The sequence below is a fragment of the Vibrio bathopelagicus genome (assembly GCF_014879975.1).
Lineage (GTDB): Bacteria > Pseudomonadota > Gammaproteobacteria > Enterobacterales > Vibrionaceae > Vibrio > Vibrio bathopelagicus.
Genome location: NZ_CP062501.1, coordinates 1,753,742 through 1,774,312 on the forward strand (window position 1 = coordinate 1,753,742; position 20,571 = coordinate 1,774,312).

Annotated in this window: 16 protein-coding genes; 9 read left to right on the plus strand and 7 right to left on the minus strand. The window is 44.7% G+C overall.

Translation table 11 applies throughout. The features are described from left to right. Positions 1-2 precede the first annotated feature (2 nt). From IHV80_RS24035 to IHV80_RS24045, 3 genes are all read left to right on the plus strand, one after another. Positions 3-2,531: an ABC transporter permease gene (locus IHV80_RS24035; RefSeq protein ID WP_192892212.1), complete on the plus strand. Its 2,529-nt coding sequence runs from the start codon at positions 3-5 to the stop codon at positions 2,529-2,531. After that, positions 2,531-3,679 carry a lipocalin-like domain-containing protein gene (locus IHV80_RS24040; RefSeq protein WP_192891290.1) on the plus strand — a complete coding sequence of 383 codons (1,149 nt, stop codon included), beginning with the start codon at positions 2,531-2,533 and terminating at the stop codon, positions 3,677-3,679. The genes IHV80_RS24035 and IHV80_RS24040 overlap by 1 nt, the downstream gene beginning before the upstream one ends. A 176-nt stretch (positions 3,680-3,855) precedes the next feature. Beyond that, positions 3,856-4,065: a hypothetical protein gene (locus tag IHV80_RS24045; protein ID WP_192891291.1), complete on the plus strand. Its 210-nt coding sequence runs from the start codon at positions 3,856-3,858 to the stop codon at positions 4,063-4,065. Between the two features lie 259 nt (positions 4,066-4,324). Here IHV80_RS24045 and IHV80_RS24050 read toward each other — a convergent pair whose 3' ends face one another. Continuing rightward, positions 4,325-5,113 carry an AraC family transcriptional regulator gene (locus tag IHV80_RS24050; RefSeq protein WP_192891292.1) on the minus strand — a complete coding sequence of 263 codons (789 nt, stop codon included), beginning with the start codon at positions 5,111-5,113 and terminating at the stop codon, positions 4,325-4,327. A 99-nt stretch (positions 5,114-5,212) separates the two neighbouring features. Here IHV80_RS24050 and IHV80_RS24055 point away from each other — a divergent pair, with 99 nt between their 5' ends. From IHV80_RS24055 to IHV80_RS24070, 4 genes are all read left to right on the plus strand, one after another. Beyond that, a complete protein-coding gene (locus IHV80_RS24055) occupies positions 5,213-6,106 on the plus strand; it encodes a DMT family transporter (RefSeq protein ID WP_192891293.1) in 894 nt (297 codons plus the stop codon). Between the two features lie 245 nt (positions 6,107-6,351). Then, entirely contained in the window at positions 6,352-7,974 is a 1,623-nt protein-coding gene (locus IHV80_RS24060; protein WP_192891294.1) for a peptide ABC transporter substrate-binding protein, read from the plus strand. Between the two features lie 375 nt (positions 7,975-8,349). Beyond that, positions 8,350-8,853, plus strand: a complete 504-nt coding sequence (locus IHV80_RS24065; RefSeq protein ID WP_192891295.1) for an acyl-CoA thioesterase — start codon at positions 8,350-8,352, stop codon at positions 8,851-8,853. Between the two features lie 244 nt (positions 8,854-9,097). Next, positions 9,098-9,370 (plus strand): hypothetical protein, encoded by a 273-nt coding sequence (locus IHV80_RS24070; RefSeq protein WP_192891296.1) that lies wholly within the window; start codon positions 9,098-9,100, stop codon positions 9,368-9,370. 602 nt (positions 9,371-9,972) lie between these two features. Here the strand turns inward: IHV80_RS24070 and malG are convergent. The 3 genes from malG to malE form a co-directional block, all read right to left on the minus strand. Further along, positions 9,973-10,863 carry a maltose ABC transporter permease MalG gene (gene malG / locus IHV80_RS24075; protein WP_010431447.1) on the minus strand — a complete coding sequence of 297 codons (891 nt, stop codon included), beginning with the start codon at positions 10,861-10,863 and terminating at the stop codon, positions 9,973-9,975. Positions 10,864-10,874: 11 nt separating this feature from the next. Next, positions 10,875-12,446: a maltose ABC transporter permease MalF gene (malF, locus tag IHV80_RS24080; protein WP_192891297.1), complete on the minus strand. Its 1,572-nt coding sequence runs from the start codon at positions 12,444-12,446 to the stop codon at positions 10,875-10,877. Between the two features lie 81 nt (positions 12,447-12,527). Beyond that, positions 12,528-13,712, minus strand: coding sequence for a maltose/maltodextrin ABC transporter substrate-binding protein MalE (gene malE / locus IHV80_RS24085; RefSeq protein WP_192891298.1), 1,185 nt, complete (start codon positions 13,710-13,712; stop codon positions 12,528-12,530). A 665-nt stretch (positions 13,713-14,377) separates the two neighbouring features. On the opposite strand from malE, the gene malK reads away from it, so the two are divergent. Beyond that, positions 14,378-15,490, plus strand: coding sequence for a maltose/maltodextrin ABC transporter ATP-binding protein MalK (gene malK / locus IHV80_RS24090; protein ID WP_192891299.1), 1,113 nt, complete (start codon positions 14,378-14,380; stop codon positions 15,488-15,490). 213 nt (positions 15,491-15,703) lie between these two features. Here malK and IHV80_RS24095 read toward each other — a convergent pair whose 3' ends face one another. From IHV80_RS24095 to IHV80_RS24105, 3 genes are all read right to left on the minus strand, one after another. Further along, entirely contained in the window at positions 15,704-15,904 is a 201-nt protein-coding gene (locus IHV80_RS24095; RefSeq protein ID WP_004732016.1) for a restriction endonuclease subunit S domain-containing protein, read from the minus strand. Positions 15,905-16,112: 208 nt separating this feature from the next. After that, positions 16,113-18,029 carry a methyl-accepting chemotaxis protein gene (locus tag IHV80_RS24100; RefSeq protein ID WP_192891300.1) on the minus strand — a complete coding sequence of 639 codons (1,917 nt, stop codon included), beginning with the start codon at positions 18,027-18,029 and terminating at the stop codon, positions 16,113-16,115. Between the two features lie 242 nt (positions 18,030-18,271). After that, on the minus strand, positions 18,272-18,979 hold the full coding sequence (locus IHV80_RS24105; protein WP_226088545.1) for a Crp/Fnr family transcriptional regulator: 708 nt from the start codon (positions 18,977-18,979) through the stop codon (positions 18,272-18,274). Positions 18,980-19,127: 148 nt separating this feature from the next. Between IHV80_RS24105 and IHV80_RS24110 the strand changes: the two genes are divergently transcribed. Further along, complete coding sequence (locus IHV80_RS24110) at positions 19,128-20,501, plus strand: hypothetical protein (RefSeq protein WP_192891302.1); 1,374 nt, start codon at positions 19,128-19,130, stop codon at positions 20,499-20,501. Positions 20,502-20,571 lie beyond the last annotated feature (70 nt).

The following is a 20,571-nucleotide window of genomic DNA, read 5'->3' on the forward strand; positions in this document are numbered from 1 at the left end:
CAATGAAGCAAACTGGCTTCGTGCAGAACCAGCTCACCCATACCAAACTGACGTTGAATCTATTCGCGGCGCACTATCGCCAATCGCCCTTACAAGCTGCGGCAATCCTGATTGGTATTGTACTTGCAGTCACCTTGTTTGTCGCGGTGCAAGCCATCAACCTTAATGCCAAACGGAGCTACGCTGAATCCACAGAACAGCTGAGTGCCCAGGCGCGAAAACTGATCATTCCACCAGCGGGGCAAAACTATTTGCCGGAATCGCTCTACTTCAAACTAAGACAAAATGGATTAAGCGCGATACTGCCCGTGATTGAAGGACGAGTAAGAGACGAACAAGGTCGTCGTTGGTCGGTACAAGGCAGTGAATTGGTCACAGCTCTCACCTCAAGATCTCGTTACTCACCCGACAAGCTAGACGAAAACGATAAAATCTCAGAAGACAGTCAAAACATATCCCTGTTCGACAGCTACTTACCGCTACCTCAACTGTTAGCTGGTGAGCCCATCGTGATGATGAGCCAATCGCAACACCAAAGCTTGGGAGAAGTAAACACGCTCACTTTGGATGAAGTGCTCACCAAAGTCGTGGTATTGCCAGATGAATGGCAGCTGGGTAGCCGAATGTTGATGGACATCGGATTCGCTCAGCAACTGCTTAACAAGCAAGGACAACTGAGCTATATCGCTGTTTTTGACACTAAGAGCAATACTCAGGATAAATGGCAAAGCCTCATAGGCGCACAAGCACAATGGATTTCCAACAACCAAAGCACGGATCTCGGTTCAATTACCGACAGCTTTCACCTCAACCTCACTGCTATGAGCTTACTGGCGTTCTTGGTTGGTTTGTTCATCGCTTACAACGGTGTGAAGTACAGCTTGCTCAAACGTAATCGACTGTTGGTGCAAATTCAACAAGCCGGGATTGCGCCAAGCATCGTATTTTCAGCTCTGTTAGTCGAGCTGACTCTTTTAGTCACACTGGGCGCGTCGCTTGGTTTCATTCTCGGCATTCAACTCAGTCATTGGCTACATCCAACCGTCGCGATAACGCTTGAGCAACTTTATGGTGCAACACTGCTTCCCGGCACATGGCAGTGGCAATGGTTAGTGCAGGCACTGCTGCTTACGCTGGCCGCAACGCTTGTCGCGTGTTGGCAGCACTTTAAACAGCGAGTGCGACAACCACTCTCTTCCCATGGCGGTTTCTATCAAGCGCCGGAAGCGTCTAACGAAAATCAGCTGTTTGTTATCGGGGCAGTATTAACCATTCTCGCGTTAGCAGGGTTATGGTTGAGCGAGCATCACCGCTTCACTATGGCATGGCTCGGTGTGTTAGTGGTGTCGATTCCCTTGTACCTACCCAAAACGCTCAGCGTACTAGCGAACTGGAGCGAAAGACGCACCCAATCGGGATTAATACAATATCTGTTTGCAGAGCTGCGTGAACTTATCTCCCCTCTTTCCCTTGCCATGATGGCATTACTTCTCGCCGTCACCGCCAATGTGGGGATGAATACCTTAGTCGGTAGCTTTGAATCCACGTTAAAGCAATGGCTTGAACAGCGCTTACATGCCGATATTTACGTTAGCCCTGCCCAAGGTGAAATCGCGAATGTGGCACGTGCGTTAGAACAGTTTGATAATGTTGAAACCGTCTACAAGCAATACTACGTCGATGATAACCTGCAGGGCTTACCGACTTTGCTCGGCACCAAAGACAAAGACACACTTGAGCAAACCATGGTGTTCCAATCCCACGTTGATGACTTCTGGACGCGCTTTTACCAAGGTGAATTAGTGGCGATCAGCGAACCCACTGCGGTGAAGCTCGGTTTGTCCCTTGGAAGCCAACTCAAACTCGACGTGATCCAAGACAAAACACTCATCGTAGGGGCGATTTTTCATGATTACGGCTCACCGAATGGCGAAGTGTTACTTGCACCTAATTTATGGCTCGAAAGCGGATTTACGGATTTGCCAACCAGCCTCGGGATTAAAGTGTCTGGCGCCCAACAACAGGTATACGAACAGCTGCGCCAACAGCTGAATCTGCACCCTAGCCAGCTTTATGACCAAGCGCAGATCAAATCCCTGGCGTTGGATATCTTTTCACAAACCTTTGCCATTACTCGAGCGCTTAATGGCGTCACTTTAATGGTGGCGGTGATTGGCTTGTTCTGTGCGTGTTTCATGTTGCTCGATGCACGCAAAGCCGCCATTGCAAGGTTGTATGCGCTCGGTGTTAGTCAGCGAAAATTGATGGCTATGGTGGTCGGGCAGATTGTCGTATTAGTTACCTTTACCTTAATTGTCGCCATACCGCTCGGCGCTATGATCGGTTATGTGTTGACGGACATCGTTACCCTGCGTGCCTTTGGTTGGAGCTTAAATTACTTATGGAGTTGGAGTGATGCACTCAGTATTCCCGCCATCACCATTTTAGTGGCGGTGATCGCAACTCTAATCCCACTGTGGCGCTTAGTCAGTAAACCAGTGGTATCTAGCTTGCAGAGCGAGGTGTTGTGATGACTAGTCATGTGAATAGTACGCTACTGAAAATCGCCATTATCTCACTTTGCCTGCTATCTTTTTGGGGCTGTGAAAAACCTCAACATCAATCAGCAAAAAATATGGGAGCTCTACTAGGCTCTGAAAAACAAACCGACAATGAAACACAAGAACAGACTGACCAATTCACACCTGTAGTAAAAGGCGTGGAGATCACCTTCCCTGCCGACCACCAAGCGCACCCAAGTTTTCGTCATGAGTGGTGGTATTTAACCGCCAACCTCATCGATGAAAATGGCAATGCTCTGGGCGTGCAGTGGACACAATTCCGCTTCGCGACTGCTCCACAGGAAAGTGGCAATAGCACGAAGGAAACTACGTGGCAAAGTCAGCAAATCTACATGGCACACAGCGCTGTCACGACCAAAGACAAACACTACGCCGATGAAAAGTGGTCTCGCGGCCAAACCGAACTTGCGGGTGTTGGCTCGTCACCATTTCGGGTCTATCTCGATGACTGGCAATGGACATCGACTACCGATGACCTCTTCCCTGCGACATTGAATGCCAATTCAGAACAATTTAGTTACTCACTAATACTCACCAGTAACTCGTCATATCAGAAACAAGGCGAGCAAGGCTACAGCACCAAAAGCAGCGACGGAAAAGTGGCTTCTTATTATTACAGCCAACCATTCATTAATGTATCGGGGGAGGTAGCCATTGATGGCGTAACACATCAGGTTTCCGGTAAAGGATGGATAGACAGAGAATGGAGCTCGCAGTTTTTGCTCGACTCACAACAAGGGTGGGACTGGTTTGCGCTAAGACTGAGTGGTGAAACCAGCTTGGTGGTGTTTCAACTTCGAAACTCAACAACAGGCAAGGCTAGTTATTCCCATGCGAGGTTGATGAATCAAGATGGTTCCAGCATCGCGATTAAGCAGCAAGATATTAGCTTAACCGCCATCAAGCAAACTAAAATCGATGGACGTGACTACCCAACAGAGTGGCAAGTTTTGATTCCAACTCAACAAATCGAACTGACTGTCTCAGCACTCAATCCAAATGCCAAAATGCCACTGTCGGTTCCCTATTGGGAAGGCCCTATCGTGGTTGAAGGAACACACTCTGGTACGGGCTACATGGAATTAACAGGGTACTAAGCCGAGTTGTAACAATGTAGGCACAAACTAAGTCCTTACAACATAGAGCCTCCACGACGGAGGCTTTTGGTTATTTACCATGTTCTATTTATCTAAACGCTTGTTATAAAATATCTAATTTAATCAAACATGGAGCTACCCTAAAATATCAATCAAATGGTTAGAGGAAACAGAACATGATTAGCTCGATACACAATGACGAACTCAATAGATACATCGAGAAATTAGACTTAAATCTTACAAAAGCTCAGGTTCGTGAGCTTGGCTGGCAGCAAAGTAATGAAGAGGTAGGAAAAGAGAAAACAATCTTGGGCTCGTGGTTTTTCTTTTCTTTCTTTGGCTTATGTACATCTGTATGTCTTGCGATGCTGATGTATATCTCATGAAGATAAGCAAAACAATGACCACGTATAACCAGCACGGAACGTTCAATTGGTTCGAGGTCGACGGAGAAACATACATACTGTTCAAGGTAGGTAGTACAAGCGCTCTATTGAATCAACACTATGATGATGTCACTGAACAACAGAGCACAATATACAGGCTCTTAAACACGACCCCATAAGCTCATACTGCACATATTTACTTATGGTGTATCTATTCACTGATAGCGAAAACATCCGTTCTTTTGGGAACAAGATCGAACTACAACAAACGGTTCTTATATTGTTCTGGGGTTTGGCCGGAATATTTCTTAAACATAGAAATGAAGGGGCTGGCTTGGTTATAGCCCAACGTGAGTGCCACTTCTTTAACCGACTGTCCGTTTCTTAATAGATCCATTGAGTACAAGTAGCGAACTCGTAATCGCCACTCCGTAAAACTCATTCCGAGCTCACTTTGACAATGACGCGACAAAGTTCGCTCGGTTGCGTGTACTTTGTCGGCCCAATCTTTTAGCGAGATATCATCGGTAGGGTTCTCTTCTATGGCAGCAAGAATAGGAGCAAGATACTTGTTATCAGTTGAAGGTAGGAAGTGATGCTCGACTTGTCGTTCTGCAAGTTGATCCAGTAACACCTGCACAAGCCTTTGATCTTGTTCACTTTGGGCGACATTGATATCGCGCTGACGAAAGTCATCAATAATCGAAGACACGATTGGAGTGATCTTAATAAGGCTAGTTTTCTCAGGCAAATTCTGAGTTAACTCATGAGCAATATTCAACGAACAGTAATCCAATGGCTTGCGGTTATAACTGCAATGCATTACCCCAGCGGGTACCCAAATCGCGAGATGTGGTGGCGCAAGAAAACGTGTACCTTCTGCTTCCATTTCAAGGATCCCACCGCTGATCAACTGTACCTGACCCCAAGGGTGGCTATGTACACGAGTTTCGGTATTCGATAAGAAAGCTTCGAAATTCATAAATACGTTGGATGGTGCCTTATCAAATGATAAGGATGGATGAAGGTTTCTTGAGTGTTTTTTCAAACTTGTCTTCCTATCGCGCCTGATGTCTTTTTAAAGATATCTGTAAGTATAACGACCTGTCAAACTAGCCGCATCAACTCATTTTGCGACGAGACTCACATGCATTATCTATTACCATTTTTCACAGTCTGTATCTGGGGTGCAAATGCTATCGTCAATAAGCTAGCGGCAAGTACCATTGAACCAAGTGCAATGAGTTTTTACCGTTGGTTTATTGCGATGTTAATTCTTACACCGTTCTGTATTCGCTCGGTTATCAAACAATGGCCAATCATTAAGCCTAACTTGTCTAAATTGGCTTTCCTTGGCTTTTTGGGAATGGTGTTAAACCAGTCTTTAGGCTACTACGCCGGCTTAACTACAACGGCTTCTAATATGGCATTGATCACTTCATTAGTACCGTTGATCAGTGTGTTCCTTAGCGTTCCTCTACTAAACAAGTCTATTTCAAGCTTGAGTATTGTAGGCGGCGTCTTGTCTCTGTCTGGATTGGCATTGATGCTGGGTAAAGGCGATCCTTTATTCTTCATACACCAAGAACTGACCCAAGGTGATGGCTACATGCTAATAGCGGCATGTGTATATGCTTCTTACTGTGTATTGTTGAAGCGCTGGAAAATGCCAATCAGCAATTGGGTTGTGATTTATATCCAAGGGATGTTCGCGGTCGCAATGTTAACTCCACTTTGGCTAACCAGTGATCAACTCATTCCTTCACAACAAGCTATTCCACTGATAGCTTACGCCGCCGTTGCTGCTTCGATTCTGGCACCTTGGATGTGGGTGAAAGCCATTGATACCATTGGCGCTGATTCCAGCGCAATGTTCATGAACTTAATGCCTGTAGTCGCTATTGTATTGGCATCAACATGGTTAGGTGAAGAGATTAACCAGTTCCATATCATTGGCGGTGTAATGGTGATTTCTGGTGTCATCCTTGCTCAAGTGAAAAGGAAACCAAGGCTTGAAGCGGCGCTACCTCAGCAAAGCTAACCACTTTGAAAAATAGATTAGATTCCATCTAAACAGTGCCTGCTGATCAGCAGGTACTGTTTTATAACCACTTCGCTTTATAGACATGTTGCTTTAGAACCACCTCCCCTTCATTAATTTTGTGATTTTGATTTCTCTATCACAACACTTTCAAATGTTTTTAATTCCAACTCGTGGTTGTTGCAACATGGTACCGACTCAGGTTTAATGCATTAAGTACTGTTTAAGTTGTAAAAGGAATTACAATGACTCAACCCACACTCCCAGTGATCATATCGTCACTGCTTGCTCTATCTTCTGCTTCAAGTTTTTCTGCCTCTGTTTCTAGCGATACACCTTTAGCGGAAGAACAACATTTTGTGCGCGGGAATGGCGCAGAGCCCAACACACTAGACCCTAACTTTGTAAATTCAGGCATGCCCGGTGACATCATCGTCAACGATATGTTTGAAGGCTTTGTGATCGAGAACAGTGATGGGCAGATCATTCCGGGACAAGCCCAACAGTGGACGTTCAGTAACGACGGTAAAACGGTCACCTTCGTCTTAAAGAATGATCTAAAATGGTCGAATGACGACCCGGTGACAGCATCAGACTTTGTGTTTGGTTGGCAGCGTGCAGTCTCCCCTAAAACAGGCAACAACACAGGATTTATTTTCTCGACGGCGAACATCGTTAACGCGAGTGACATTATTGCCGGAGATAAAGATCCATCAGAATTGGGTATTAAGGCACTAAACGATCACACGATAGAAATCTCACTTTCAAAGCCTACGCCCTACTTCATGAGTTTAATGAGCATCAAGACCTTCTTCCCTCTGCCCGCTAAATTGGTGCAGGAGAAAGGCGACCAATGGACTCGCGCAGAAAATATCGCGACCAACGGTGCTTACACTTTGAGTAAATGGGTCCCTAACGAATACGTTGAAGTCGAGAGAAACTCAAATTATTGGGATGACACATCAACAGTCATCAACAAGGTGACCTATTTAGGCTTGTCATCTCAAAACGCAGAGCTTATCCGTTATCAAGCTGGTGAAATTGATATGACGAACCGTGTTCAGCTTGAGTATTACCAAAAGTTACGTAAAGAGAGCCCTGAACAAATTAAGGCTCAAGCTTTGTTAGGGTCATATGTTTACTCTTTTAATACGCGTCAGGCACCGTTTAATGATGTAAGAGTTAGACAAGCACTAAGCATGGCGGTAAATCGAGAGATCTTAGTCGATAAAGTGACTGGCCAAGGAGAGCCTGAAGCCTACAGCGTGACGCCTAACAATATCCCGAGTTACACGGCTCCTAAGTCTTTATTCGAAGCACTAGATAGCTCAGAACGCCAAACCAAGGCTAAGCAGTTACTCGCAGAAGCTGGCTATAACCAAGACAACCCACTTACATTTACGCTCACATATAACACCAGCGAAAACCATAAAAAGATCGCTATTGCGATTGCATCAATGTGGAAACCGCTTGGTGTCAAAGTAGAATTGGAAAATATGGAGTGGAAAGCGTATGTCGCAGCTAAAGGAGCGGGAGACTATCAGCTTGCTCGATCATGGGCATTTGGAGACTACCCAGAGCCATCGGCTCTGCTAGAAGCCTTCACTTGTGGTCATACAGCTAATGAGAGTGGTTACTGTAACTCTGATTATGATGAGCTCTTGCAGCAAGCGAGTAAAACGGAAGATCAGTCTAAACGTTTTGCTTTATACCAGCATGCTGAATCGCTATTGAACCAATCTTCAGTAGTTATACCTCTATATCACTATAACCACACTCGATTAGTGCGAAATACACTCAAAGGCTTCCCTAACAATAATCCGAAAGGAAATATCTACGCTAAGGATCTATACTTTGTGAAAGAGTAAAAATGAGCTCAACAGCAAAGAAACTTTAACCACCCCTTTAGGGTTAATAGATATAAAATAACCTTGAGCTAACCAGATGAACAACGGGTAGTTGGCTAAAATAAAAAGGTACCGACATGAGTACCACACGGCTTAAAAACACCTAGCACTCTGCTAGGTGTTTTTCTTTGTATCTCGTCTTTGTTCACTATCAAATCCTCGTACATCCCCCTTATTCTTATTGCTATCAAGCGCCTAAGTTCACCTGTTTGTCATCCGTTTAAAAAAATAGTCTTAACCATGGGATTATCCGCTTTAATTTGTACCATCTTAAGTATATTGTTATTAGCAAGTAACAAGCATGTTAAGCAACACAATAATAATGAAGGAAGATAGATGAGCAGTAACAATAGCCGACAAGATGGTAAACGAGACGTTACTCTGCGTTTTTTAGCTGAGCCCGGGGATGTGAACTTTGGTGGTAAAGTTCATGGTGGTGCAGTAATGAAATGGGTCGATTTAGCGGCTTATGCTTGTTCTGCAGGATGGAGTGGTAAATATTGTATTACCGCTTACGCTGGTGGTATTCGATTCGTTGCGCCAATCCATGTGGGCAACCTTGTTGAAGTCAGCGCGAAGGTCATCTATACCGGTTCATCTTCCATGCACATCGCTATCGACGTGCAAGCCAGCGACCCTAAAGAGCTCAACAATCGCCTAACGACTCACTGTATCGTTATTATGGTTGCTGTTGATGAAAACGGTAATCCGACTAAGGTGCCTGAGTGGATACCAGAAACGCCAGAAGACATCGAGTTAAGAGATTCAGCTATTCGCCTAATGAACATGCGAAAACAGATAGGCGAAGAGATGGAAGCGCACGTGAAGTACCTTAAATAAGGTCACTATCCAGAAAGCCCTACAAAACCTTACTACAATGCCGAGTACTTACTTGGCATTTGTTTCTCTAACTCAACTCCCCTATTCACACTCTCACAGACAAAACCGCCTGCTTATCTCAAGATGGCTTATATAGCGTGATACTCAGCCAAGGGTTGAAATGAAGTCGCTATTGTTTAGCGATTTGCTCGAACTGTAATAAAGTCGTCATTTAGCTCTGTTTAAATACCGCCAATCATAATGGATGTATTTGAATTTCCCGGAGCTACTCTTGAGCGTCACACGCCCCACTCTTAGCGAATCTACACTGAACAATCTCAAGGCAGTTGAGTATCAATGGGTCAGAACATTGTACGTAGAAGGTTACGATAGCAATGAAATTAACCACTATATCCAGACTTGTTTTGGTGGGGATAACACGTTTGCGGATCTATTTCGTCGTGTCGCACTCGATCAAGAAAGCATCTATGTGTTGTTGCAGCATTTAGGTTGCGCACCATCAAGCAAAGAGTTCTAACTTCTATAGGTCATAATTCATAGTGATCAGCGTGCAGCTTGAATCAGCGGCTAATATCAACCATTAATCATCACTATGCTCCAACCCATTACATAAATCAGAGCTATAAGTCTCTGCAATTCACAGCCACCTTCCGTTTCAATATACACTTTCTCTGTAATTTCAGTATTTGTTGCATGCAAATCATTGAAGTATCACGCATTGGATTATTAGCAATATATCAATAGACCGACAGCCCCTTATACTGAGTGTCTGATTTGTGAGACTAGTTCATGTCTTCGAGTGAGAGGAATGAGGCAGAAAAGATTCGGGGGAGAAGTGACTCGAGGCTTTAATGACCGAAGTTGACAGGTAGATCTGACACGACGACAAAGTAGAAAAGCAAAAAAGTAGCAGGCATAAAAAAACCCAAGTAAATACCTGGGTTAGAGTTACAAAAACCACTAATCATTAATAGCGTAAGGAACCTGATTAGTAGCCAGCTATGCGTAACCTGAGGGTTATTTTTATTACTGATCGGCGGCCAAACCAAATGATGTAATAAAAATGCCAATATAGAGCGACCTAAAAGGTCGCTCTTTGTCTTTCTTATAGGGTACAGCTTATCCTTTTACACCACCTGCCGTCAAACCGCCAACTAACCAACGTTGAGCAAGTAAGAACACAATAGTAATCGGAAGTGCTGAAAGTACAGCCGCTGCGGCAAAGTCACCCCATAGATAATTCTGAGGGTATAAATACTGCTGCATACCTACTGCTAGCGTATAAGAGTTCACATCCGTTAGCAGGATAGATGCGACAGGCACTTCACCTACTGTTGCGATGAACGAAAGAATAAACACAACCGCTAGAATTGGCACAGACAATGGCAGTAGAACCAGTCTGAATGCTTGCCAAGGCGTTGCACCATCAAGTGCAGCCGCTTCTTCCAATGAGTTATCAATCGTCTCAAAGTAGCCTTTAATCGTCCATACGTGCAGTGCGATACCGCCCAAGTAAGAGAATATTAGACCGCCATGCGTGTTCAAGCCTAAAAACGGGATGTATTGACCAAGTTTGTCGAACAACGCGTAGATAGCCACAAGAGCAAGTACCGCTGGGAACATTTGGAAAATCATCATCGCTTTCAGGATAGTTTCTTTACCTTTAAAGCGCATACGAGCAAATGCGTAAGCCGATGTCGTTGACAGTGCCACGATTAGAATCGAGGTAACACCCGCCACTTTAATTGAGTTCCATAACCAAGTCAGTACTGGGAACGGAGGTGGTGTCACCGAGCCGTCTGCATTCGTTACCGACATACCAAGAGCTAACTTCCAGTGCTCCAGTGATGGGTTATCAGGAATCAAACTACCTGTTGCGAAGTTACCTTCACGGAACGAGATCGCGATGATCATCAGTAGTGGGAAGATAATCATTGCCAAGAAGCACCACAACACTGCATGCGTTGCCCACACTCGGTATTTAAGGCCTTTACCTTGTACCATAGCCATTGTCGTGCTCCTTAATCTTGAGACAGTTTAGTGAAACGAAGGTTTAGTAACGCGAGTCCACCAACCAATAGGAAGATAAGCGTTGCGATAGCACTTGCTAGACCAAAGTCTTGACCGCCGCCGCCTTCGAATGCGATTCGGTACGTGTAGCTTACAAGCAAGTCTGTGTAACCCGCTGGCTCTGAGGTGCCAATCATGTTCGGGCCACCATTCGTCAATAGTTGAATCATTACAAAGTTATTGAAGTTAAAGGCAAACGCTGCAATCAATAGCGGTGTTAGCGGCTTAATCATCAGTGGGAATGTAATACGCTTGAAGTTATCAAGGAAGTTCGCACCATCAATCGCTGACGCTTCGTACAAATCATCAGGAATCGCTTTAAGTAGACCCATACATAGAATCATCATGTAAGGGAAACCTAGCCATGTGTTAACCATCAACACCATGGTTTTCGCTAAAATTGGGTCGGAGAACCAGTTCGGGCTTAAGCCAAAGATGTTCTCAAGCACCATGTTGATCTCACCAAAGCTCTGGTTGAATAGACCCTTAAAGATAAGAATTGAGATAAACGCTGGTACTGCATAAGGCAGAATCAGTAGAACACGGTAGATTGAACGACCTTTTAGCTCTTCCCATTGCACGATATTCGCAAGTACAAGCCCGATAACAAGCGTGAACGCTACAGTACATACCGAGAAGATTACCGTCCAAATAAAGATGCTGATGAACGGTTCTTTAATACCATCATCTTTCCACACACGTTCAAAGTTATGTGTGCCAATATTAACAACAAAGCCCGGAGAGATTGTGTTGCCTGTAAACTCACCATTCGCATCAACAGGTTGATAGAAACCCTCTTCCATATTTGGCTTGAGAACTTCACCCGTTTCATTGTTGATTAACGTTTCATCATCGTCTTGCAGCGTGTAAAGCGGAGCAACAGAAGCAAACTTACGTAAACCACTCATGCGGATGTCGTCGCCGTTAGGCAAGTGGAAATCAACCGCGTTGATCGCAGAACGGTTTTGGATGATCGCTTTGATCTTCTCTTTCTCACCTTGTGTCGACTTAATTGCAGATAGGTCCATCTCTGTTGCACTCATATCTTCAAAAGAAAATACGTCTGTTGCTAACAGCTGGTCGCCATCTTTAACAACGATCTGGTGACCGTCATCAGTCTTGTACAAAGTAAATGGGTAGCTCTCACCGCTTTGAAAAGATCGGTCTAAAAGTACAGTTTGAGTACGCTCTAGAGAAAGTTGGTTTTTTGCGCTGTAGTTAGTGAACGCAAGCCCGACGGTATAAGCCAATGGGAAAAGAATGAACAAGATCATTCCGGCAATACCAGGGTAAATATAACGGTGGGCGTAAGTTTTCTTACTGCCAAAAATGTAAAGTGCCAAAGCCGTTAAAATCACAGTAAGCAGCGCAAAAGCGAGCTCACCGCGTGAATACATTAGAATTGTAGCGTAGCCGTTAATTAAGCCAACGCTACCAAGCAACCCCCATTTGATGAAGACGCTTTTACTGCCTGGAAGGCTTGATGGTGCTGAGATAGCATCTGTACCTTGAACTGACTGCATAGAGGAACCTGCTAGCGATATAGATAAAAAATAGAAAAGTAAGGAGAGGTTACCCTCTCCTTAAAAGGTAGTGCTTGGTTGTTACTTAGTCATTCGACCTTCAGCAGCTTTTAGTGCTTGGTCTACTGATTGACGGCCGTCAACTACGTTGCCGATCGCTTCTTCCATGCTGTACCAGAACGTTGTGAACTGAGGGATGTTAGGCATGATTTCGCCGTTCATCGCGTTGTCCATTGTTGCAGCAATACGAGTGTCGCTGTCTAGTTGACGTTGGAAAGAGTTAAGAGCAACAGCGCCTAGTGGCTTGTCGTCATTCAGGCTCTTCATGCCTTCGTCAGTTAGTAGGTAGTTTTCCATGAACTCAACAGCTAGGTCGCGGTTTGGAGAAGCAGTGCTGATACCGCCAGCCCATACACCAACGAAAGGTTTAGACGCTTTACCGTTGAACTTAGGTAGCGTTGTTACGCCGTAGTCAACGCCAGCTTTCTCGATGTTTGCCCAGCCCCAAGGACCGTTGATTGTCATTGCAACGTTACCCGCAACGAATTCAGACTCAGCAACTGAGTAATCCATATCTGCAGAGATAACTTTGTCTTGTACCATTTTCTCGATGAAACCTAGAGACTTCTGAACACCTTCAGCCGCTACGCCCGCATCTTTAATGTCGTAACCTTCAGCAGTTTGTTTGAATGCGTAACCACCGTCAGCTGCAAGTAGAGGCCATGTGAAGTAAGCGCCGCCACGTAGAGGCCACATGATCGCTTTCTTGCCGTCTTTTTGAAGCTCAGCGTTAAGTGCTGGGATTTCTTCCCAAGACTTAGGTGGGTTAGGAACAAGTGCTTTGTTGTAAATAAGAGAAACTGACTCAACCGCTACTGGATAAGCGATTGTTTTACCTTCGTAAGAAACAGCGTCCCATGCGAAGTCTACGATACCTTCTTTAATTTCTTTAGAAGGTTTGATATCAACAAGAAGACCGGCTTCTGCAAAACCACCAAAACGGTCGTGTGCGTAGAAAATCATATCTGGGCCATCGCCAGCTGCTGCAACTTGAGAGAATTTCTCTTCTAGTTTGTCAGGGAAAGCGACCGTTACTTTAACGCCAGTATCTTCTTCAAAGCGTTTACCTACTTCAGCCATGCCTTCATAAGCTTTGTCACCACCAACCCAGATTGTTAGTTGTCCTTCTTCAATAGCAGCATTTGCACCAAAAGAACCCAGAGCAACTAATGTTCCTAGAGCTACAGCGCTTAGAGCGTTTTTCATGTGAATATCCTTTTTATATTTATACGTAGGGCACATCTACCAAGACGAGCCAGTTTTCAGGGCTTATGATCTGAGAAAATAGACTCTAACTCATCATCCTAGCCACTACGCCCTAGCTATTATGGCTTAATTTCGTGATCGCCATCCGGTCAGATTAGAGACTGAAATCACAAAACACATACTCATCGTGATCAGAGTCACCGTTATGCCGTGGATTTATTTGAACTGGATCGCCTATTATCAATAACCCCATTTATCTACTCCTCCCCTCCTACTCCCCCTCGTTAAATTTTCATTGGGAGGATGTACGATTGCGCCAATTCACCGAAACTGCATTCATCCAAGAATGGATAGTAAGAACCCTTTACCAGCGAATGTTATGCGTTGAAGCATTGTTCATTTAGTTGGCTTCACTGCCCGCTGTTGTCTTTATTAAGCATCGAGCTAAATCTGTGATTGAATCACGGGGGAGATTTAGCTGGATGTGGGGGAAATAGGCACCAGTTTGGCTATGACGGGTGGGCTTGGTTAAAGAATCCAAGTCTCACCCACTTTTTTTCTTACTCATTCAATACTTACCAATTCCTACAGTTACTGCTGACCCAAAAATTTCTTATAATGATAAGCAGTAAAACTTAAAATTTGATCGATCGAGGACTAGCTAGATGGCGAGTGTCACGTTAAAAAACGTTTATAAATCATATGGTGATGTACAGATTTCTAAGGACGTAACCTTAGACATCAACGAAGGTGAGTTCGTAGTATTCGTTGGACCATCAGGTTGTGGTAAATCGACGCTATTACGCTGTATCGCAGGTCTAGAAGACATTACGTCTGGTGATTTGTACATTGGCGACCAACGCATGAATGACGTTGAGCCTTCGAAGCGTGGCGTAGGTATGGTATTCCAGTCTTACGCGCTTTACCCTCACCTTAACCTTTACGACAACATGTCTTTTGGCCTAAAGCTAGCAAACGCTAACAAAGCTGAAATTGATAAACGTGTTGAACATGCTGCAGAAATCCTTCAGCTTGGTCACCTTCTAGAGCGTCAACCTAAAGCATTGTCTGGTGGTCAACGTCAGCGTGTTGCGATTGGTCGTACTCTAGTTTCTCAACCAAACGTATTCTTACTTGATGAGCCTCTATCTAACCTAGATGCTGCGCTGCGTGTTCAAATGCGTTCACAAATCACTAAGCTACAGCGTCAACTTGGTTGTACCATGATCTACGTTACCCACGACCAAGTGGAAGCGATGACAATGGCCGATAAGATTGTTGTTCTTGATGGTGGTTACGTATCTCAAGTCGGTAAGCCACTTGACCTATACCACTACCCTCAAAACCGTTTCGTTGCTGGCTTTATTGGATCACCTAAGATGAACTTCATGTCGGTTCACATCGAACAAGCTGAAGCTGAACGCGTATTGGTACAACTTTCAAACGGCATGACTTTCTGGATCCCAGTAGATGGTACCACTGTAAATGCTGGTGACCGTATGTCTCTGGGCGTTCGTCCTGAACACTTGTTGTCTGCTGAAACAGGTGATGCGACGATTGAAGCTGAAGTGATGATGGTTGAGAAGCTAGGTAACGAAACTCAGGTTTACCTAAACCTTGAAAGTGCCGATGCTGACGTTATCTATCGCCAGCCAGACACGTTGACAATCGAATCTGGTGACAAGTTGTCGATTGGTATTCCTGCACACCGTTGTCACTTGTTCCACAGCGATGGTCGCGCATGTCGTCGCTTGTACAAAGAGTACGGTACTGACTAGTCGGTTCGCCTTTTTAAGATATAACTTGCCCATATCGAATCCCTCTTATCTTGTAAGGGGGATTTTTTCATTCGGCAAGGTCTACTCGCTTAGATCCGCTCTCATTCATCTTTTAACGATCGACAATAAAAAAGGCCTAGCAGATGCTAGACCTTTATCGGTTTGAGCTAAAAGCCACCCTATCTAAACGATATAGGTTGACCCTGCTGAAACTTAGTGGATTGGCGTATCACTTGTTTTGTTGAACTGGCCAAAATGCTTTTCTAACACTTCTGGTGTTAGTTTGCCTTCCGCTTCTAGTCGCTTAAATTCAGCAACGATCGCTTTTTGCTCTTCAATTGATGGCAGTTTTACTTCTGGCTCATCGCCCATCTCTTGAGTCATCTGCTCTAGTTCTTTTTCAAAATCGCTCATGATACTTACCTAAATATTAAACCTAATCAGATTTTACTCATTTACGCTCTGTGATGCTAGAGCGATTAAGTGCAAAGCCCGAAACCAGATCAAGCTAAGGCCAGTTAGAAGAAAACAGGCCCGTAAATAAGAAGAGCTGGATTCACGATTAAATGAATCCAGCTCTTAGTCTATGTCCCTTTCTAAGCCATGTTACAGCTTGAAGGGATTAAAGCTTAAATGAACCAACCATCTTATCGAGACGTGAAGAAAGGTCTCGAAGCTCTTGACTCGCTTCAGCAAGCTGCTCAGCGGTACCGGTTGTCACTTCATTGATTGCGTTGATCTCTTCAATGTTCTGGTTGATGGTGTGGACTACGGTTGATTGCTCTTCCGTTGCCGTTGCCACTTGAGTGTTACGGTCGGTGATGTCTACGATACGGTCTGAGATACCACCCAGCACGTCTACCGCTTCATCCGATGCTGATACGCCCTCAAGCGTAATCACTTTACCGGCACTCATTGCGGTTACCGCATCTTTCGCATCACTTTGCAGTTGGTTGATCATCTTCTGAATCTCTTCCGTTGAATCTGCTGTGCGACTTGCGAGGTTACGAACTTCATCGGCTACCACGGCAAAGCCACGGCCTTGCTCACCGGCACGCGCAGCTTCAATCGCTGCGTTCAGTGCGAGTAAGTTGGTTTGCTCTGAAATATCACGGATAACACCGAGAATGGAGCCGATGTCTTGAGTTGTTGAAGCTAGCTGTTCAACCACTTGACCTGTGCTTTCGATATCTTGAGCCAAACGACTGATCGCGTCTTTTGCTTTGTTTACAACAGAACGACCCACTTCAGTATTGCCCGAAGCTTGCGTTGCCGTTTCAGCTGCTGTCGCCGCGTTTGATGCAATTTCACTGATGGTCATACCCATTTGGTTGATTGCAGCCACCACTTGAAGCGTTTGGTCACGTTGCTCTTGGCTGTTGTCATGGGTAATGTGTGCTTTGTTAGAAACACTTTCCGCCGCCACTTGCAGCGCTTGGCTTGTCGAGCATACTTCTTTCATCGACTCGTGAATCTTCTCAATGAATCCGTTAAAGCCCTTAGAAAGCTGTGCGATTTCATCGTTGCCTTTTACTTCAATACGCTGCGCAAGATCGCCATCGCCTTCGCCAAGGTCACCGAAACGTTTAGCCAGAAGTTTAATCGGTTGGGTAATGCTGTTTGCTAGCACGACACCCATTAGGATAAACACTAAAGCCACAACCGCTGTCATGATCAGCATCTTTTGCGCAGTCGCATCAAGCTCAGCAAATACTTCACCAGTTGGAACCACACCAATCACAAACCAATCCATTGATGACACATAAAGACTCGCGACGAATAGCTCTTGTCCTTGGCTTTCAGTGGTAATCAGGTTGAAGCCCGACTTATTCAGTAGCTGGCTTGATTGAGGGCCATAAAGTTGTTGAAGTGAAGAGTCACTGCGAGAACGCTCACGGTGAATTTGTACATCACCTTGGCTATCAGTCAAAAATACAAAACCCGTATTTTCAATCTTGAAACCGTTCAGTAGGTTAACCATGTCATCCATCGATTTTGACAGACCCGACATCGCCAAACCAGAAGGCTGTTGGTAGTTAGCGAACATTTTCACATCACCATTGGCTTCTTGGAACATGCTCACCATGGTTGGCTGTCCAGATTGTGTAAAGCCAAAGAACCAACCATCTTGTTGTTGGTTAAGCTGACGTAGGAAACCATCTTGGTTCCAATAGTAAGCTGTTTGACGGTTCGCGACTGAAGCATCGTTCAGTTTGTATTGATTACGAACGTTGTTTAGCTGCTTAACCAACTTGCTTTCTAACGCAGGATCGCGGTCTGTTGATTCAATCGCATCAGAAATAAATTCATTTGAAGCAATTTGCTCCGCTGCTAACAATAGTTGAGAGACCTCACGGTCAATTTCACCATTGATTCGCTCTAGCATTCCAGGAAGCTCAATATCAACCAATCGATGACTCAATACGTCTCTTGCTTGTTGCTGTGCCATCGCACCGACAATGACCGTAGAAGCCAGAACCGCAAAAGTAATTCCAAGTACAACCTTTTGCTTAATACTCAGAGAGTTAGTTTTCAACATATTTGGACCTTTAAAAGAATCGCTCGTTATTTGTGTACCCTGAACAGGACTTTTTTAGTGCACTCCAATCAGCAATGCACAATCTGAGTGATGTATCGGCCAAAACCGATAAAACTAGAGAGGATTCTCGCAAAAATCTGCAAATATGATGTAACAACTGAATCGATTCCCCCTGAGATATCAATTATCAGTATAAATATGGCGCCTTTAATTATTTATTGCTGCTATCTGTTTTGCCAGTTTCACCTAGCTAACCCTTCAGAAATGAATGTATTCAGCTTTCCTTCATTGATGATATCAATACGGCGATAACCTATTTCAATCATGCCTTCTTTCGCCAGTTGCTGGAGAGAGCGACTTAGCGTTTGACGCGTACATCGCGATAGATGTGCCAATTTATCTTGGGTATACAAAATGGGATTTAACTCGTTAGGCATTCCATTTAAACGACTGACTAACAGGAGTAATTTAGCGACACGAAATTCATTTTTTAGCAGCACGGACTCCGTCGTCCACTCCATCAAAAGTCGAAAACGAAAGCTGATTTCACGAATCGCTATTTTATAGAGTTCAGGATAACGATCTGCGATATCTCTCATTTTTTTAACGGGAATGGCGACGACAATCGCATCAGATGAAGAGTAAAAATTGTGATTCGTCGGTTGGTCTTCAAAACACCCTATCCATGTCAGCCAACTGCTCGGACCTAGCATGGCAATACACGCCTCATCGCCACTTTCACTGTAACTCATCAGTTCAATGTGTCCCTTAACGACAAGTCGCATGGTATCGACAGCGGTATAGGCGGAATTGAGCAATGTTGGAACCTTATAGGTTTCTATTTTTGCGGCTCCAACTATTTCCTCAATAGCCTTCGGGTCTAACTGATTTAGCGTGGGATCATTTCTTAACACCATCTCCAGCATCGAATGTTGTTCTTCACTACTCATCGTAGGCACGAAACTAGAATGTAAGATTTTACACATTGTTCTCAACTCGCTCCTGATAATTTGTTAATTAATTGTTACAGGTAAATTAACAATTAATCAAACATAAGTATTAGGAAACACCACAAGGTCGTGAAACGAGGATTAAAAAATGCAAATGCCATGCGTAAATACATTGAGTCGTTGGCTCTTTAAAGGCTCTGTAGCAACAGTTTTAATTACCTGTGCTAGCTGGAGTTCTATCTCAGCAGCCAATGATAAATTTGAAGGGATCCCAGGAGAAAGAACGTGTTTCTTCCGTTATGGTCCCGTCTCTGCTGACCCGTATATCAACGTTGCCTACCCCGATGCAGCAGTTAAGTATTGGGGATCAGCTTTTACTGTACCTGATGGTGCCAAGCTCAGGTTAGAAGGGCAATTCCCACATTCTCGCTACATGTCGTTCATTAGCTATGATGACCGTGGAAGACCGGTGCAATCTTTACCCGACTATATGATAAAACCCAACCAAAGCAGCGTGAACCCTTTCAGAGAAGGCAGCCAGCGCGACAGCGTTCTTAGAAGCTATCAAGTCAATATTCTCGACTCTCAACCAAAAACAGATTACACCGCAGGCCAAATACGTGATGGTGCAGAAATGGATGAACTGCACACGCCGAAATCTTCAGCTAATCAGCAGGTGATCATTTACCGTATCTACGCAAAAGACGAAAACAGTGATGGCACTGGGAATACAGCATTACCTCAGCCAGTCGTCACTCTAGCTTCAGGAAAGGAACTTCGCGGGCAAGAAGCGTGTGATTCTCTGCAAAGTACACAACCGTTAAAAGCTCAATTAAATGCATTGGGGATCCCTGTAGAGAAATATCGAGAACTGGTGTCACAACCCAACAAGCCAGCAGGCTTCCCCGCGACCAACCCATCGACTTGGCACATTCAACTCGACCGAGAAAGCTTGTTAGGCATCTACACTGGGAAAGTCAATCCTGAAGCTCGCCGTAGCACGGGTGGCTTCTACCCCAACCTTGATAACAATTACATTAGAACCGTCGTCAATCGCAAACATGGCCCTGTATTTGTCCTCAGAGCGAAAGCACCTGTGACGCCAAAAACTTTCCATGGCGTTAAAAAGATGACCAAAGGTGACCTTCGTTATTGGTCGGTCTGCTCGAATAAAGGCTTCGCTGTAACCAAAGTCAACGACTGCCTTTACGATGAAGCTATTCCGGTGGACAAAGACGGGTATTACACTGTCGCCGTGAGTCGCGCCGCCGACAGGCCACGTAACGCTTTTGCCCAATGTGGCGTAGGTTGGTTACCAATGGCAGACGATGGTGATGGCATTATTGATGAAGATGCATCGATTGTTCAAATCCGTCACATGCTCGCAGCGCCGGAGTTTAGCCACGCCATCCAAAACATCCAGCAAGACAAAGATATCGCCCCGGTGATGGGGGAATACTACCCAAGAACCTTCTATACCACGACCAACAACTTCGAGCTGATGATCCCTTGCTCAGGGTAGTCCTCTCCAGCTGAATAACCAATTAATAAAACTATGAAATGGCAGGTTCCCCGCCTGCCATCTATGACCG